13 protein-coding genes are annotated in these 15,302 nt (G+C 64.2%); 1 reads left to right on the plus strand and 12 read right to left on the minus strand.

Going from position 1 to position 15,302, the window contains the following annotated elements:
* The first annotated feature begins 5 nt into the window (after nucleotides 1-5).
* The gene (locus tag B7G52_RS02835; protein WP_096696137.1) at nucleotides 6-1,346 is read left to right on the plus strand and encodes an HlyD family type I secretion periplasmic adaptor subunit; all 1,341 of its coding nucleotides are present in this window, start codon (nucleotides 6-8) and stop codon (nucleotides 1,344-1,346) included.
* Between the two features lie 94 nt (nucleotides 1,347-1,440).
* On the opposite strand, the gene dnaJ is transcribed toward B7G52_RS02835, so the two are convergent.
* The 12 genes from dnaJ to B7G52_RS02895 form a co-directional block, all read right to left on the minus strand.
* Entirely contained in the window at nucleotides 1,441-2,586 is a 1,146-nt protein-coding gene (dnaJ, locus tag B7G52_RS02840) for a molecular chaperone DnaJ (protein ID WP_096664991.1), read from the minus strand.
* A gap of 114 nt (nucleotides 2,587-2,700) precedes the next feature.
* Entirely contained in the window at nucleotides 2,701-4,638 is a 1,938-nt protein-coding gene (gene dnaK / locus B7G52_RS02845; protein WP_096696139.1) for a molecular chaperone DnaK, read from the minus strand.
* 137 nt (nucleotides 4,639-4,775) lie between these two features.
* Nucleotides 4,776-5,336 (minus strand): nucleotide exchange factor GrpE, encoded by a 561-nt coding sequence (grpE, locus tag B7G52_RS02850; RefSeq protein WP_096696141.1) that lies wholly within the window; start codon nucleotides 5,334-5,336, stop codon nucleotides 4,776-4,778.
* Between the two features lie 255 nt (nucleotides 5,337-5,591).
* Nucleotides 5,592-5,915: a helix-turn-helix domain-containing protein gene (locus tag B7G52_RS02855; RefSeq protein ID WP_096665000.1), complete on the minus strand. Its 324-nt coding sequence runs from the start codon at nucleotides 5,913-5,915 to the stop codon at nucleotides 5,592-5,594.
* 186 nt (nucleotides 5,916-6,101) lie between these two features.
* Entirely contained in the window at nucleotides 6,102-6,581 is a 480-nt protein-coding gene (locus B7G52_RS02860; RefSeq protein ID WP_096696143.1) for a MarR family winged helix-turn-helix transcriptional regulator, read from the minus strand.
* A gap of 149 nt (nucleotides 6,582-6,730) precedes the next feature.
* On the minus strand, nucleotides 6,731-7,474 hold the full coding sequence (locus tag B7G52_RS02865; protein WP_096696145.1) for an ABC transporter ATP-binding protein: 744 nt from the start codon (nucleotides 7,472-7,474) through the stop codon (nucleotides 6,731-6,733).
* A 172-nt stretch (nucleotides 7,475-7,646) separates the two neighbouring features.
* Nucleotides 7,647-9,413 (minus strand): ATP-binding cassette domain-containing protein, encoded by a 1,767-nt coding sequence (locus B7G52_RS02870; protein ID WP_096696147.1) that lies wholly within the window; start codon nucleotides 9,411-9,413, stop codon nucleotides 7,647-7,649.
* A 1-nt stretch (nucleotide 9,414) separates the two neighbouring features.
* A complete protein-coding gene (locus B7G52_RS02875; protein ID WP_096696149.1) occupies nucleotides 9,415-10,455 on the minus strand; it encodes a branched-chain amino acid ABC transporter permease in 1,041 nt (346 codons plus the stop codon).
* A gap of 90 nt (nucleotides 10,456-10,545) precedes the next feature.
* Nucleotides 10,546-11,685: an ABC transporter substrate-binding protein gene (locus tag B7G52_RS02880; protein ID WP_096696150.1), complete on the minus strand. Its 1,140-nt coding sequence runs from the start codon at nucleotides 11,683-11,685 to the stop codon at nucleotides 10,546-10,548.
* 97 nt (nucleotides 11,686-11,782) lie between these two features.
* Nucleotides 11,783-12,547: an SDR family NAD(P)-dependent oxidoreductase gene (locus B7G52_RS02885; RefSeq protein WP_096696152.1), complete on the minus strand. Its 765-nt coding sequence runs from the start codon at nucleotides 12,545-12,547 to the stop codon at nucleotides 11,783-11,785.
* On the minus strand, nucleotides 12,544-14,427 hold the full coding sequence (locus tag B7G52_RS02890) for a feruloyl-CoA synthase (RefSeq protein WP_096696154.1): 1,884 nt from the start codon (nucleotides 14,425-14,427) through the stop codon (nucleotides 12,544-12,546). Before B7G52_RS02890 ends, B7G52_RS02885 begins: the two co-directional genes overlap by 4 nt.
* 29 nt (nucleotides 14,428-14,456) lie before the next feature.
* Nucleotides 14,457-15,251, minus strand: coding sequence for a crotonase/enoyl-CoA hydratase family protein (locus B7G52_RS02895; protein ID WP_096696156.1), 795 nt, complete (start codon nucleotides 15,249-15,251; stop codon nucleotides 14,457-14,459).
* Between the last annotated feature and the right edge of the window lie 51 nt (nucleotides 15,252-15,302).

A 15,302-nucleotide genomic window follows, 5' to 3' on the forward strand; every position in this document is an offset into this window, starting at 1 on the left:
TTCTGATGAATGTGTTCGCCACCGAAGCCGCCGATTTCACGCCTGACCTGCTGACGATTCAGGAGCAACCGCCCTCGCGGCTGCCTCGTACCGTCGGCTATGTCACGATGGGCTTGTTCGGCGTGTTGCTGGCCTGGGCGACCTTCGGCAAGCTGGACATCATTGCCGGTGCCGAAGGCCGGCTGGTGCCGCGCAACTACAGCCGAGTAATTCAGCCCGCCGAGGCGGGCATTGTGCGCGAGGTGCTAGTACGCGACGGCGAAGAAGTCAAGGCGGGCCAAGTACTGATGCGTATGGACGCCACCACCGCCAGTGCCGACATGGGTACCTTGAGGGCGGATTCGGCGCTCAAAGCCCTCAGCTTGCGCCGAATCGATGCCGAATTGCGCGGTCAGCCGCTGCTGCTCGACGTCCGCGACCCACCGGAAGTGGCTGCCCAGGTACTGGCGCAATACCGGGCCAGGCGCCAGAGTTACTTGGATGCACAGGCGCAGGAGCAGGCCGCTCTGGAGCGCGCCCAGCACGATCTGATCGCCGCACGCCAGCAACTGGCCAAGCTGCGGGCCACAGTCCCTTTGTATCAGCAGTCTGCCAGCTCATACGAAAAACTGGTCAAAGAAGGTTTTGTATCGGAACTTGGTGCCAACGACAAGATTCGCGAGAAGATCGAGAAGGAGCAGGAGCTCAAGATCCAGGAAGCCAATATAGGCTCAATGACATCTGTGGTGGAACAGTCGCGCAAGAAACTCGCGCAGATCAAATCGGGCTATGAAAGCCAATTGCTCAACGAGCGGGTTGAGCTGCAGAGTCAGCAGCAACGCACGGACGGGGAGCTGCAGAAGCAGGTTTATAAATCTGGCCTGCTGGAGCTCACGGCGACGGAAGCCGGCACCGTGAAAGACATGGCGACTTACAGCCCTGGCGCGGTGGTGCAACCGGGGGCTACTCTGCTCAACCTGGTTCCCAAAAATGAACCTCTCTATGCCGAGGTGGCAATCCACAATGAAGATGTGGGTTTTGTGGCTCCGGGTCAGGGCGTCAAGGTCAAGCTGCAAGCCTATCCGTTCCAGAAGTACGGCATGCTCGAAGGCACGGTGGCGCTGATCAGCGCCGATTCGTCGGCCAATGATCCGCAAAAAGCCACGGCCTTGGGACAAAACCCACAAAGCTACAAGGCGCTGGTCAAGTTGGCGAGCCAGGAACTGCGGGCATCAAGCGGCGAAGTGCTCAAGCTGGCGCCCGGCATGGTGGTTCAGGCGGAGATCCATCAGGGGCGGCGTACCGTGCTGGAATATCTGCTGTCACCGGTGCAGAAGGTGGCGCAGGAGGCGGGCCGGGAGAGGTAGCACGGCTAACGCCTGTTCCATATAAAAAGTACTCCTCGCCCTTTACCGTCGGTCGCAATATGCTATCAAATAAATAGCAACTGCGCCCGCAGCCTTAGGCGCTGAAGAAGCCCTTGAGCTTGTCGGTCCAGCTTTCTTCGGTCGGCGAGTGTTTGGCGCCGCCCTTTTTTAGGGACTCGTCGAGTTCCTTGAACAGCTTGCGCTGGTGCTCGGTCAGCTTGACCGGCGTTTCCACCGTGATGTGGCAGTACAGGTCGCCGGGGTAGCTCGAACGCACGCCCTTGATGCCCTTGCCGCGCAGGCGGAACTGCTTGCCGGTCTGCGTGCCCTCGGGGATGTCGATGGCGGCCTTGCCGGCCAGCGTCGGCACCTCGATCTCGCCGCCCAGCGCGGCTGCGGGCATGCCAATGGGCACCACGCAGTGCAGGTCGTCGCCGTCGCGCTCGAAGATGTCGTGTTTCTTCAGGCGGATCTCGATGTAGAGGTCACCTGGCGGGCCACCGTTGGTGCCCGGCTCGCCGTTGCCGGTGGAGCGGATGCGCATGCCGTCGTCGATGCCAGCCGGAATCTTGACTTCCAGGGTCTTGGTGGTTTTGGTCTTGCCGACGCCGTGGCAGGCGACGCAGGGCTCGGGGATCAGTTTGCCGGTGCCCTTGCATTGCGGGCAGGTCTGCTGCACGCTGAAAAAGCCCTGGCGCATCTGCACCACGCCGTGGCCGTGGCAGGTGGTGCAGGTGACCACCTTGGTGCCGGGTTTGGCACCGGTGCCGTGGCAGGTGTTGCAGTCGTCCCAGCTCGGGATGCGGATCTGCGCGTCCTTGCCGGTGGCCGCTTCTTCCAGCGTGACTTCCATCGCATAGCTGAGGTCGCCGCCGCGGTAGACCTGGCGGCCGCCGCGCTGGCCGCCGCGCCCCTGCTGGCCGCCAAAGACATCGCCAAAAATGTCGCCAAAGGCTTCGGCAAAACCGCCGAAACCTTCCGCGCCGGGGCCGCCGCCGCGGTTCGGATCGACACCGGCGTGGCCATACTGGTCGTAGGCGGCACGTTTTTGCGCATCGGAAAGCATCTCATAGGCTTCCTTGGCTTCCTTGAATTTCTCCTCGGAGGCCTTGCTGGCGCTGCCCTGGTTGCGGTCAGGGTGGTGCTTCATCGCCAGCTTGCGATAGGCTTTCTTGATGTCTTCATCGCTGGCGTTTTTCGGAACACCCAGCGTGTCGTAGTAGTCTTTTTTGATGGCCATGGGAATTGCGTGTTCAGTGGAAAGGATTCCTGTGCCCCGGATGCGGCAAAGCGGAATGCGGGGAAAGCCCCCGATTCCGCTTTGCTGCCCGGAGGCGATGCATCAAAAAGGGGATCAGCCCTTTTTGACTTCCTTGACTTCGGCATCCACCACATTGTCGTCGGCGGCCGGTTTGGCGGCAGCTTCTTCACCGCCTGCCGCGCCGCCCGCCTGGGCGGCCTGCGATGCCTGCATGTCGGCGTACATTTTTTCACCGAGCTTCTGGCTGGCTTCCATCAGGGCGGCGTTTTTCGCGTCGATGGCGTCCTTGCTCTCGCCCTTGAGCGCTTCTTCCATGTCCTTGATGGCGGCCTCGATCTTTTCCTTCTCGCCGGCGTCGAGCTTGTCGCCGTACTCGGTCAGCGATTTTTTCACGCTGTGCACCATGGCTTCGGCATTGTTCTTGGCCTGCACGAACTCGACCCGCTCCTTGTCCTCGGCCGCGTGGAGTTCCGCGTCCTTGACCATCTGCTGGATCTCGGCTTCGGACAGGCCCGAGTTCGCCTTGATGGTGATCTTGTTTTCCTTGCCGGTGCCCTTGTCCTTGGCGCCCACATGCAGGATGCCGTTGGCGTCGATGTCGAAGGACACTTCGATCTGCGGCGTGCCGCGTGCGGCCGGCGGAATACCCTCGAGGTTGAACTCGCCCAGTGCCTTGTTGCCCGAGGCGATTTCGCGCTCGCCCTGGAATACCTTGATGGTCACGGCCGGCTGGTTGTCCTCGGCGGTCGAGAAGGTCTGTGCAAACTTGGTCGGGATGGTCGTGTTCTTCTTGATCATCTTGGTCATCACGCCGCCCATGGTTTCGATGCCCAGGGACAGCGGGGTCACGTCGAGCAGCAGCACGTCGGAGCGGTCGCCCGACAGCACCTGGCCCTGGATCGCGGCACCGACGGCCACGGCCTCGTCGGGGTTCACGTCCTTGCGCGGCTCCTTGCCGAAAAATTCCTTGACCTTTTCCTGCACCTTGGGCATGCGGGTCTGGCCGCCGACCAGGATCACGTCATGGATGTCGCTGCCGCTGACGCCGGCGTCCTTGACCGCCACGCGGCAGGGCGCAATCGTGCGCTCGACCAGTTCCTCGACGAGTTGCTCCAGCTTGGAGCGCGTCATCTTGATGTTCAGGTGTTTCGGGCCCGACGCATCGGCCGTGATGTAGGGCAGGTTGATGTCGGTCTGCGCGCTGGAAGACAGCTCGATCTTGGCCTTCTCGGCGGCTTCCTTCAGGCGCTGCAGGGCCAGCACGTCGTTCTTGAGGTTGACGCCGGATTCCTTCTTGAACTCGTCGATGATGAAGTCGATGATGCGCTGGTCGAAGTCCTCGCCGCCCAGGAAGGTGTCGCCGTTGGTGGACAGCACTTCAAACTGTTTCTCGCCGTCGACATCGGCAATTTCGATGATGGAGATGTCGAAGGTGCCGCCGCCCAGGTCATAGACCGAGATCTTGCGGTCGCCTTTTTCCTGCTTGTCCATGCCGAAGGCCAGCGCCGCGGCGGTGGGCTCGTTGATGATGCGCTTGACGTCCAGGCCGGCAATGCGACCGGCGTCCTTGGTTGCCTGGCGCTGTGCGTCGTTGAAGTAGGCAGGCACCGTGATCACGGCTTCGGTGACCGGCTCGCCGAGGTAGTCTTCGGCGGTCTTTTTCATCTTGCGCAGGATGTCGGCGCTGACCTGCTGCGGCGACATCTTCTTGCCGTGCACTTCGACCCAGGCGTCGCCGTTGTCGGCGGCCACGATCTTGTAGGGCATCAGGTCGATGTCCTTCTGCACTTCTTTTTCGGTGAACTTGCGGCCGATCAGGCGCTTGACCGCGTAGAGCGTGTTCTTGGGGTTGGTCACGGCCTGGCGTTTGGCCGAGGCACCGACCAGCACTTCACCGTTTTCGAGGTAAGCCACGACCGACGGCGTGGTGCGCGCGCCTTCCGAGTTTTCGATGACGCGGGGAACGTTGCCCTCCATCACAGCCACGCAGCTGTTGGTGGTGCCCAGATCGATACCGATGATTCTGCCCATGATTTACTCCTAGATTTTCTTGGTTAAGTTGTTTGAAGACGGGTGGCCGGGGATGTCAGCCGGGGGTCATGCGACCGTGGTGTTGACTTGTGGATAACTTGTCGTGTTTCAAGTGCACCTCCCTCGATTCGCGGCGTTTATTTGGGCGCGGCCACGGTGACCAGCGCGGGCCGCAACACGCGGTCGGCGATCAGGTAGCCTTTTTGCAGCACGCCGACCACGGTGTTGGCTTCCTGGTCGGCCGGCACCATGCTGATGGCCTGGTGCTGGTGCGGATCGAAGCGGGTTCCGGCAACGGGGTTGATCTCGATCACCTTGTTGCGTTCGAGCGCGCTCTTGAGCTGCTTGAGCGTGGCTTCGGTGCCTTCGCGGATCTGGGCAGCCGTGGCGTCCGCCTGCAGCAGGCCGGCTTCCAGGCTGTCGGTGACCGGCAGCAGGCTTTCGGCAAAACTTTCAACGGCGAATTTGCGCGCCTTGGCGATTTCGTCGTCGGCGCGGCGACGGGCGTTTTCGGCCTCGGCCTTGGCGCGCAGGAAGTTGTCGACCAGTTCGGTGTTTTTGGCCTGCAGCACGGCCAGTTCAGCCTGCGCCGCGCTCAGTGCGTCGGCCTCGTTGGCGGCCTGGGCGGCTTCCAGCTCTTCCGGGCTGGGGGCGCCGCTAAGGTCTTGATTTTGTTCAGGTTGTTTGTTGTCGGACATGGTCGAAGGCGGTTGTTCAGGAGGACAAGAGGGCAGCTTGGGGCGGTAAAGCCCTTTTCAAGACAAGGAATTGCAGCCAGGTGCTGCGTTGTTTGCGGCCGCCGGTCGCAGACAGGTGCTATTAAATTAATAGCTGACTGCGCAGGCTTTAAAAGGGCTAGGGCCAGATTTTATGCCTGAAAACCGGCGCTGAAAGCGCCCGCCACAAATAAAAAGACAGGCGCAGGGCCTGTCTTTTGTGGGGGCGGCGGTGCCTTATTTTTTCTTGACGGCCGCGACCTTGGTCTGGCTGGCGGTCCATTTGGCGGCGAAGGCCTGCACGTCGTTCAGGCGTTTGAGCAGGTCTGCGCCGAGGGCGGTGACGATGTAGCCGTCGTTGCCGTGACCCATCAGGCCGGCGGCGCGCAGTTCCTTGATGCGGGTGTTCAGGGTGTTCGGGGTGATGCTGCCCACGCTGTCCTGCAGCAGCCGGAAAGTTTGCGGATGACCGTCTTTGAGCGCCCACAACACCCGCAGGGCGTAACGCGATTCAAGCAGTTCAAACAGCTGTCCGACGGCGGCATTTTCTTTGGCACTCATGGGGGGCATCTCCTGGTCACGTTTTTGTCAGAGTTGATCGGCAAGCGCGGGCTTGGAAGGCGAATATAACGCAAATTCCGGACTGCTACTAGTTTTATAGCTGCCTGCGCCCGCAGGGTGTAGCTTCACAGCCAAAAGGGCTTGAAAAGTTGGAACGAATGCGTTAAGGGCGCGGGTCGCCAGGCCTCACAGGTAGATCTTTTGCAGCAGCCTGAGCAGGGTTTTGGTCTCGCTGGCCGAGAGCCGGGAGGCGACTTCGGCTTCCAGCGTTGCCGCGGTGTGTTCGGCGTCGCGCATGAGCTTGCTGCCGCTGGCGGTGAGGTGCAGGCCCATGGCCCGGCCGTCGCGCGGGTGCGGCTTGCGCGCAATCAGCTCACGCTTTTCCAGGCTGTTGACCATGGCCACCAAGTTGGGGGGCAGGATGCCCAGCGCCGTGCAGAGCTGGCGCGAGGTGATGCCGGGGTTGTGCGTGACCAGCGACAGCACCGAAAAATCCACCACCCGCAGGTCATAAGGCGCCATGCGCTCCATGAACACCTCAATGACCGCCAGCGCCGCGCGCCTGGCGTTGTAGCCGATCAGGCTTTCCAGGTAGCTGGTGTCGACCTGATCCACCGTGGCCGTGGCTGCGGGGCCGGGAGGTTTGGGACGATCGCGGGCGCTCATGGTTTGGGGTCTTTCTCTGTGCCTGGGTGTCGTGGGGGTGACTCTGTCAGCGGGCCATGCAGCCCGTTCTTTGTACCGGGGCGTCCAGCACCTTGTGCAGGACGCCCCGGATGTCGTCAAGGCGGGGCTGGCCGTCCATGCGCCAAGCTTCAGGCCGCCGCCGCAGGTTTGCGCGAGGCGCCCAGGTAAGTGTCCACCACGCGCGGGTCTTTTGCCAGGTCGGCGGCCAGGCCGCTCAGGCCGATCTCGCCCATCTCCAGCACGTAGCCATGGTCGGCCGCTTCGAGGGCAGCGCGCGCGTTCTGCTCCACCAGCAGGGTGGTCACGCCGGTCTGGCGCAGCGCCTCGATGGTGCGGAAGATTTCCCGCACGATCAGCGGCGCCAGGCCCAGGCTGGGTTCGTCGAGCATCAGCAAGGTGGGACGCGACATCAGGGCCCGGCCCAGGGCCAGCATCTGCCGCTCGCCGCCGGAAAGTGTGCCGGCCTCCTGCGCGCGGCGTTCCTTGAGGCGCGGAAACAGCTCGAACACCACCTCCATCTGGTCGCGCCAGGCCTTGTTGTGCAAGCGCACCTGGCGAAAGGCGCCGAGCACCAGGTTGTCTTCCACCGACATGCTGCCGAACAGCTCGCGTTTTTCGGGCACCAGCGCGATGCCGAGCATGACGCGTTCTTCCAGCGGCAGGCCGATGATGGAGCGGCCGGCGTATTCGATGCTGCCGGTGGCCGGCAACACACCCATGAGCGCATTGAGCAGGGTGGACTTGCCCGCACCGTTGGGGCCGATGACGGTGATGATGCTGCCGGCTTCGGCCTGCAGGGCGATGCCGCGCAGGACTTCAGCCTTGCCGTAGCCAGCGTGGAGGTTTTTGACCTGGAGAAGAGGGGTGCTCATGCTGGAAAACCTAGTAGGCTGAATCAGTGCAATCGCTGGCAAGCGGCTGTCCAGCGGTGTGCCAGGCAAGGCGCAAAGCACAGGCGGGCCCGCAGGCCCGGCGCGCATTTGCAACGCCGCATGGCGCGGCGAGGGGCGGTCGAGTGACAGTGAATTTCATTGATTCAGCCTACTAATGTTCTGTGCCGAGGTAGGCGGCGCGTACCGCCGGGCTGGCCTGGATCTCTTCGGGCGTGCCTTCGATCAGGCGGGTGCCGAATTCCATGACCACGATGCGGTCGGTCACCTGCATCACCAGGTCCATGTCGTGCTCGACCAGCAGGATGCTCATGCCCTCGGCCTTGAGCTGGCGCAGCACGTCGATCAGCGCCTGCTTTTCCAGGTAGCGCAAACCGGCGGCGGGTTCGTCGAGCAGCAGCAGGGCCGGGTCGTTGCACAGCGCGCGCGCAATCTCCAGCAGCCGCTGCTGGCCCATGGCCAGGTTGCCGGCCAGCTCATGCAGGTGGGTGCCCATGCCGACGCGGCGCAGCTGCTGCTCGGCTTCGCGCAGCAGGCGCTGTTCTTCCGTGCGGTCCAGCCGCAGCATGGCCGATGGTGCGCCCTTGCTGCCGCGCAGGTGTGCGCCCAGCGCCACGTTTTCGAGCACCGTCATGTCGGCAATCATCTTGACGTGCTGGAAGGTGCGTGAAATGCCGCGTTTGGCGATCTCGCGCGAGGGCAGGCTGCTGATGGTTTCGCCGCGGAAGGTCACGCTGCCGCGTGTCAGGCTCAGCACACCGGTGATCAGGTTGAAGGTGGTGGACTTGCCGGCGCCGTTCGGGCCGATCAGGCCGACGATCTGGCCCGAGGCCACCGAGAAGTTGATGTCGTTGACCGCCACCAGGCCGCCGAACTCCTTGCGGATGTTGCTGGCCTGGAGAACGATCTCGCCGGCGGCCGGCTTGGCGCGGTGCGGCAACGGGGCGGCATCCTGCCAGTCCACCTTGCGTGGGGCCTTGGGCAGCTTGCGGTCCACAAAGGCCCAGATGCCGTCAGGCGCGTACTTGAGCGTGAGGACCAGCAGCACGCCGAACACGATGGTCTCGTAGCTGCCGCTGGTGCCTATGAGCAGGGGCAGCAGCACCTGCAGCTGGTCGGCCATGAGTTTGGTGATCGCCACGCCGGTGATGGCGCCCCAGACATGGCCGGCACCGCCGAGCACGGCCATGAACAGGTACTCGATGCCCACATGCACGCCGAACGGCGAGGGGTTGACCGAACGCTGGAAGTGCGCAAACAGCCAGCCGGACACCGAGGCAAACAGCGCGGCAATCAGGAAGATGCCGATCTTGAAGCGCAGGGTGTCTATGCCCATGGATTCGGCCATTTGCGAGCCGGTCTTGAGCGAGCGGATCGCGCGGCCCACGCGCGAATCGAGCAGGTGAATCAGCGCCAGCGTGCCCAGCAGCACCAGCGACCAGGTCAGCAGCAGGTAGACCCGCCCCTGGCCCAGCTCCCAGCCGAACAGCGTCAGGCCGGTGACACCGAGAATGCCGTCGTATTTGCCCAGCGCGTCCAGGTTGCCCATGGTGTAGTACAGCGACAGGCCCCAGGCCAGTGTGGCCAGCGGCAGGTAGTGGCCCGACATGCGCAGCGTGATCCAGCCCAGCACCACGGCGCAGGCCGCGGTCAGGCCCAGGCCGACCAGCAGCGTGACCCAGGGCGAGAGCCCGGCGTTCACCGTCAGGTAGGCGCTGGTGTAGGCACCGATGCCGACAAAGGCCGCCTGCCCGAAGGAGGTCAGGCCGCCGACGCCGGTCAGCAGGATCAGGCCCAGCACGGTCAGGCTGGAGATGCCGATGTAGTTGAGCTGGGTGATCCAGAACTCCGGCACGGGCAGGACACAGACCAGCAGCAGCGCGGCGACCAGCGCCCACGGGCCCCATTTGCGGAGGGTCATGTCAGTGCTCCTCATCCGAGTGCCCGCCCTTGAGCGAGCGCCAGAGCAGCACCGGCAGGATCAGCGTGAAGACGATGACTTCCTTGAAGGCGCTGGCCCAGAAGGAGCCGAAGGCTTCGATGATGCCGACGGCCAGCGCGCCTATGGCCGCGCCCGGGTAGCTGGCCAGGCCGCCAATGACGGCCGCCACAAAACCCTTGAGGCCGATGAGAAAACCCGAGTCGTAAAACACGGTGGTGGTGGGGCCGATAAGCAGGCCCGACAGTGCGCCTATCAGTGCCGCCATGGCCAGGGTCAACTGGCCCGCGGTCTGCGAGGAGATGCCCATGAGGCGTGCGCCCAGCCGGTTCACCGCGGTCGCACGCAGGGCCTTGCCGTACAGGGTGCGTTCAAAAAACAGCCACAGCAGAACGATCAGCGCGAGTGATGCCAGCGCAATGATCACCGCCTGGCCGGACAGGTTGACTGCTCCCAGGCTGAAGCGTGCGTCCCAGAAGGGCGGGTTGCGAAAACCCTCGGCGCCAAAAAACAGCAGGCCCAGGCCGGTCAGCGCAAAATGCACGCCCACCGACACAATCAGCAGCACCAGCGAGCTGGCATCGGCCAGCGACTGGTAGGCCAGGCGGTAGACCAGCGGCCCGAAACAGGTGACGATGCAGACCGACAGCAGCGCCTGCACCAGCAGCGAGAACTGTTGCGGCGCGGCCCACAGCGTGACCAGCGACACCACGGCCGGGGCGACCAGCACCTTGAGGCCGGCCAGCAGCGCGGTACCGGCAAGCCGGTAGCGCTTCCAGGTTTGCCAGGCTTCGGCCAGCGCGGCCAGGCCGGCCAGCAGCATCAGCAGCCAGATCGTGCCCGGCACCTTGCCGGTCTGCAAAATCGCCAGCGTCAGCGCGCCATAGGTGACGAACTCGCCCTGCGGAATGAAGATGACGCGGGTCACGGCAAACACCAGCACGGTGGCCAGTCCCAGCAGCGCATAAATCGCGCCATTGGTCAGGCCATCGACCAGCAGGATGCTGGCAATTGAAAAGTCCATAACTACCTTCAGGAAATCCGTGAAAACGGTGGGCGCAGGGCGGGGCGGCTGGAGGCCGACCCGCCCGCTGGCATCCGCAATGCAGCTTGCTTATTTCGGCTGCAACTTCCAGTCGCCATTGACGATCTGCATGATCACGCCGGTGTCGTCGGTGTAACCCGCATGGTTGGTTGCGGTGTAGTTGACCGTGCCGTGAAACAGCGGGATGGGGCCGGCGTTTTCAAGTGCGGCCTTGAGCGCACCGCGGAACTCCTTGGTGCCGGGCTTGGCGGTCTTGAGGGCAATGGGAATGATTTTCTGCAGGATCACGGACGCGTCGTAGGCGTGGCCGGCAAACGGGTTGCGGCTGTTCGGGCCGTAAAGTTTTTCCCAGGCCGTTACGTGGACCAGGGCCACCTGCTTGCTCGGATGGTTGGCGGGCAACTGCTCGGCCACGACGCCGGGACCGGCCACGACAAACGCACCTTCCACGTCCTTGCCGCCGACACGCATCAGGTCGCGCGAGGCCGCGCCGTGGGTCTGGTAAATCTTGCCCTTGTAGCCGCGCTCGATCAGCGCCTTGTGCGGCATGGCGGCACCGCTGCCCGAGGCGACGATCAGGATGGCGTCAGGATTGCCGGCCGTGACCTTCAGGGCCTGGCCGGTGACGCTGGTGTCGGTGCGGGCAAAACGCTCTTCGGACACAAACTTCATGTCGGTGCCGGCCATCTTGACCTTCATGTCGCGCAGGAAAAGTTCGCCGAAGGCATCAGCGTAGCCGAGGAAGCCGACCGTCTTGACGCCGGTCTTTTTCATGTGGGCCGCAATGGCGTGCGACATCACCAGCGTGGACTGCGGGGTGTTGTAGGACCAGGGGGCCTTGCCGGTGGACACGTCGATGGGGGCAAAGGTCATGTGCATGGTGCCGGTTTCCGCGGCGACGGCGGCGACCGCATTGGCCGGCGGCGTGGCGGCCGAGCCCATCAGGATGTCGACTTTGTCGTCCGTCACGAAGCGGCGGGCGTTTTTCGTGGCGTTGGTGGGGTCGGTGGCATCGTCAAGAATGATGACGTTGAGTTTTTCCCCGCCAATGCTGGTGGGCCACAGGGCGATGGCGTTCTTGATCGGGATGCCCAGCGCCGAGGTCGGCCCGGTCAGCGGCAGGCTCACGCCGATGTTGATGTCGGCCAGGGCGGCGCCTGCCGCCGAACCAGCCAGGGCGAGGGCGAGTAGGGATTTGGTAAAGGTCATGCTAGGTCTCCTGTTGTAAAAATGGACACGAAAATCAAGGCGGGAACAAGGTATGCAAGGTCAACAAGGTCCGGCAGGGGGGGCGCCTGCGCCTGTTTCAGCGCGGCGACATGCGCAGGGCGCCGTCGAGCCGGATCACTTCGCCGTTGAGGTGGTTGTTGGTGACGATATGGCATGCCAGCTGCGCGAACTCTTCGGGTTTTCCCAGACGCGGCGGAAAAGGAATCGATGCGGCGAGTGATTGCTGCACCGGCTCCGGCAGTTGCTTCATCAGCGGCGTGCTGAACAAGCCGGGCGCGATGGTGCAGACGCGGATGCCGTGTTGCGCCAGGTCGCGCGCCATCGGCAGGGTCATGCCGACCAGGCCGCCCTTGGACGCGCTGTAGGCCTGCTGGCCCACCTGGCCGTCGAAAGCGGCGACCGAGGCGGTGAACATCATGACGCCGCGCTCGCCATCTTCCAGCGGGTCCAGCTTCACGCATTCGGCCGCAAACAGCCGGCTCATGTTGTAGCTGCCGATCAGGTTGACGTTGATGACTTTCGCAAAATCTTCCAGCGGCGCGGCCTGGCCGTCCTTGCCGACCACCCGTTTGGCCGAGCCGATGCCCGCGATGTTCATCAGGATGCGGGCCGGGCCATGCGCCGCCGCGGCTTTGGCCAGGGCCGCGACCACGCTGTCGCTGCTGGTGATGTCGCAGGGGCAGGCCACGCCGCCGATGTCGGCCGCCACTTTTTCGGCCAGCGCGAGGTTGACGTCGAGCACCGCGACCCTGGCGCCCAGCCGCGCGAGTTCACGCGCTGTGGCTTCGCCCAGGCCCGAGGCCCCACCGGTGACCAAAGCGACTTGTCCGTCGATATTCATGGTTTGTCCTGTTGCGGCTGGATCGTGAAAGGCAGCGTGCCGCCATGCATCGCATCGGCAAGCGCGTCGCGGTGTTTGAGCACGGCGCGCTGGTTGATGGAGCCCTTGTCGGTGACCTCGCCCTTGTCGATGGACGGCGGCTCGGCCATCAGGTGTAGCCGGGCCACGCGGCTGGCGCTGCCGGTGGCGCTGGCGGCCAACGTGTTGGCCACCTGCTGGAAATGCGCCTGCACTGGCGCGCTTTCCAGCACCTGCTGCAGGGGCGCACTGTCCGGCAGGCCGGCCAGCTTGCGCACGGCCGGGGTCGGAAAAATGAGCGCCCCGACTTCGTTGAGGTTGAGCCCGGTGATCACCGCGTCCTGCACATAAGGTGCGCCGGCGGCAATGATTTTTGCGCGCAGCGGCCCCACGCTGACAAAGGTGCCGGTCGCAAGCTTGAAGTCTTCGGCAATGCGGCCGTCAAAACGCAGGCCCAGGTGCGGGTTGTTTTCGTCGATCCACAACACGGCATCCCCCGTCGAGAAAAAGCCTTCCTCGTCGAAACTCTCCCGCGTAGCTTCGTCGTTGCGCCAGTAGCCCGGCGTGATGTTGGGGCCTTTGTAGCGCACCTCGGTCTTGCCGTCGACCGGCACCAGCTTGAGCTCCAGGCCTGGCGTCGGCACACCCAGGTGGCCGGCCTTGACATTGGGGTTGGTGACGAACACCGCAAAAGGCGAGGACTCGGTCATGCCCAAGCCGGTGCCCATGACGATGCGTTCGCCGATCTCGCGTTCCTGGGTCTCGTGCAGCGCATCCCACACGGGCTGGGCCAGTGCCGCGCCGGAGTAGAAAAACATCTTCACGCGCGACAGCAGGTTTTTGCGCAGGACGTCATCGGTCTTCATGGCGTTGGCGATGGCCTCGAAGCCGGTCGGCACATTGAAGTACAGCGTGGGCGCGATTTCGCGCAGGTTGCGCAGGGTTTCACCCATCAGTGCCGGTGTCGGTTTGCCATCGTCGATGTAAAGCGTGCCGCCGTTGTACAGGGTCAGCCCGACGTTGTGGTTGCCGCCGAAAGTGTGGTTCCAGGGCAGCCAGTCCACCAGCACTGGCGGTTCTTCTGCCAGCACCGGCATCGACTGGCGCATCTGCTGCTGGTTGGCGCACCACATGCGGTGGGTGTTGACCACCGCCTTGGGCATCTTGGTCGAGCCCGAGGTGAACAGGAACTTGCTGATCGTGTCCGGCCCGGTGGCCTGCATCGCGGCGTCCACCTGCGCGGTCGCTGCGGTGGCCAGCAGCGAGGCCAGCGTGGTTGTCGGCCGGCCCTCGAGCGAACCCTCGTGCAGCACCACTTCCACGTCGGCACCGACGGCCGCCTGGATCGCCTTGCCGTAACGCGCGGCATCGGTGGCAAACACCAGCCCCGGGGTCAGCGTGTGGAGAATGTGGCGCAGCTTGTCGTAGTCCTGGCTGACCAGGCAATACGCCGGCGAGGCCGGGCAGTAAGGAATGCCGGCGTAGAGGCAGCCCAGCGCCAGCTGGGCATGCTCCAGCCCGTTTTCGCTGAGGATCACCACCGGCCGGTCGGCGCCCAGGCCGCGGTCCAGCAGCGCCTGCCCAATGGCGCGCGCGCTGGCCAGCGCCTGGCCATAACTCAGGTGCTGCCACTCGCCGGTGCTGCCGTCGGCCTGGCGGACCCGGCGCGCCAGAAAGCTGCGCTCCGGCACGTTTTCCGCCCAATGCAGGAAGCGGTCCGTGATGCGCGCCGCATAGTCGCCCAGGGTCTGGTCGGCCTTGATGTAACGCGTCCCGCCGGCGCCTTCGCGAACCGCGATACGTGTCACGCCGAAGGTCAGGGGCCGGTAGCGGGGGGCGGAAGTGGGTGTGGTCTCGCGCATGTCTTGTCTTGTCGGGGCTGTGGAGGGGATCAGTCTTTGCTGACCTTGTTGGCCTTGCCATCGAGGAAGGCCTGGACCCGGGCTTTGGCCTCGGGCGCGCTCTGCGCGATGGCGGCCATCAGCGACTCGGTGAAAAAGCCCTGGTCGGCCGGTTGCTCGGCGATGCGGGGCAGGGCGTGCATCAGCGCGTAGTTGGTCAGAGGGGCATTGGCGGCCACCCGCTGCGCCAGCGCCAGCGCCTTGTCGAAGGCCTGGCCCGCGGGTACCAGGTACTGCGCAAAACCGGCGCGTTCACCGTCCTCGGCGTTGTAGACGCGGCCGGTCAGCATCATGTCCGTCATGCGCGCGACACCCACCAGCTTGGGGATGCGCACCGACCCGCCGCCGCCGACAAAAATGCCGCGCGAGCCTTCTGGCAGTGCATAAAACGCGGACGCGTCGGCCACGCGGATATGGCAGGCGCTGGCCAGTTCCAGTCCGCCGCCGACCACCGCGCCGTGCAGCGCGGCTATCACCGGCACCGGGCCGTACTGGACCCGTTCCAGCGCCGCGTGCCACATGCGGGAGTGGTGCATGCCCTGGCCCGCATCGCGCTCCTGCAGTTCGCCAAGGTCCAGGCCGGCGCAGAAATGGGCGCCTTCGCCGTGGATCACGGCGGCGCGCACGGTCGCCGGCAGGTTGTCAAACATGTCGCGCAGCGCCAGAATCAGCCCGTCGTTGAGGGCGTTGCGTTTGGCCGGGCGGCTCAGGCGGATCACGGCGATCTCCTGGTGGTCGCCGCGGAGCTCAAGCTGGAGGTCGGTGGAAGATTTTTTGATGCTCATGGGAGGTTTGCAAGTTGCATCGATTATTGTTATAAACAATAACCAATTCAA

Origin of the sequence: Polaromonas sp. AER18D-145 (genome assembly GCF_002379095.1) — a bacterium.
Classification (GTDB): Bacteria; Pseudomonadota; Gammaproteobacteria; order Burkholderiales; family Burkholderiaceae_C; genus Polaromonas.

Coding starts and splice junctions, on each gene's coding strand:
- B7G52_RS02835 (WP_096696137.1), top strand. CDS start 6: ATGAATGTGTTCGCCACCGAAGCCGCCGATTTCACGCCTGACCTGCTG.
- dnaJ (WP_096664991.1), bottom strand. CDS start 2,586: ATGGCCATCAAAAAAGACTACTACGACACGCTGGGTGTTCCGAAAAAC.
- dnaK (WP_096696139.1), bottom strand. CDS start 4,638: ATGGGCAGAATCATCGGTATCGATCTGGGCACCACCAACAGCTGCGTG.
- grpE (WP_096696141.1), bottom strand. CDS start 5,336: ATGTCCGACAACAAACAACCTGAACAAAATCAAGACCTTAGCGGCGCC.
- B7G52_RS02855 (WP_096665000.1), bottom strand. CDS start 5,915: ATGAGTGCCAAAGAAAATGCCGCCGTCGGACAGCTGTTTGAACTGCTT.
- B7G52_RS02860 (WP_096696143.1), bottom strand. CDS start 6,581: ATGAGCGCCCGCGATCGTCCCAAACCTCCCGGCCCCGCAGCCACGGCC.
- B7G52_RS02865 (WP_096696145.1), bottom strand. CDS start 7,474: ATGAGCACCCCTCTTCTCCAGGTCAAAAACCTCCACGCTGGCTACGGC.
- B7G52_RS02870 (WP_096696147.1), bottom strand. CDS start 9,413: ATGACCCTCCGCAAATGGGGCCCGTGGGCGCTGGTCGCCGCGCTGCTG.
- B7G52_RS02875 (WP_096696149.1), bottom strand. CDS start 10,455: ATGGACTTTTCAATTGCCAGCATCCTGCTGGTCGATGGCCTGACCAAT.
- B7G52_RS02880 (WP_096696150.1), bottom strand. CDS start 11,685: ATGACCTTTACCAAATCCCTACTCGCCCTCGCCCTGGCTGGTTCGGCG.
- B7G52_RS02885 (WP_096696152.1), bottom strand. CDS start 12,547: ATGAATATCGACGGACAAGTCGCTTTGGTCACCGGTGGGGCCTCGGGC.
- B7G52_RS02890 (WP_096696154.1), bottom strand. CDS start 14,427: ATGCGCGAGACCACACCCACTTCCGCCCCCCGCTACCGGCCCCTGACC.
- B7G52_RS02895 (WP_096696156.1), bottom strand. CDS start 15,251: ATGAGCATCAAAAAATCTTCCACCGACCTCCAGCTTGAGCTCCGCGGC.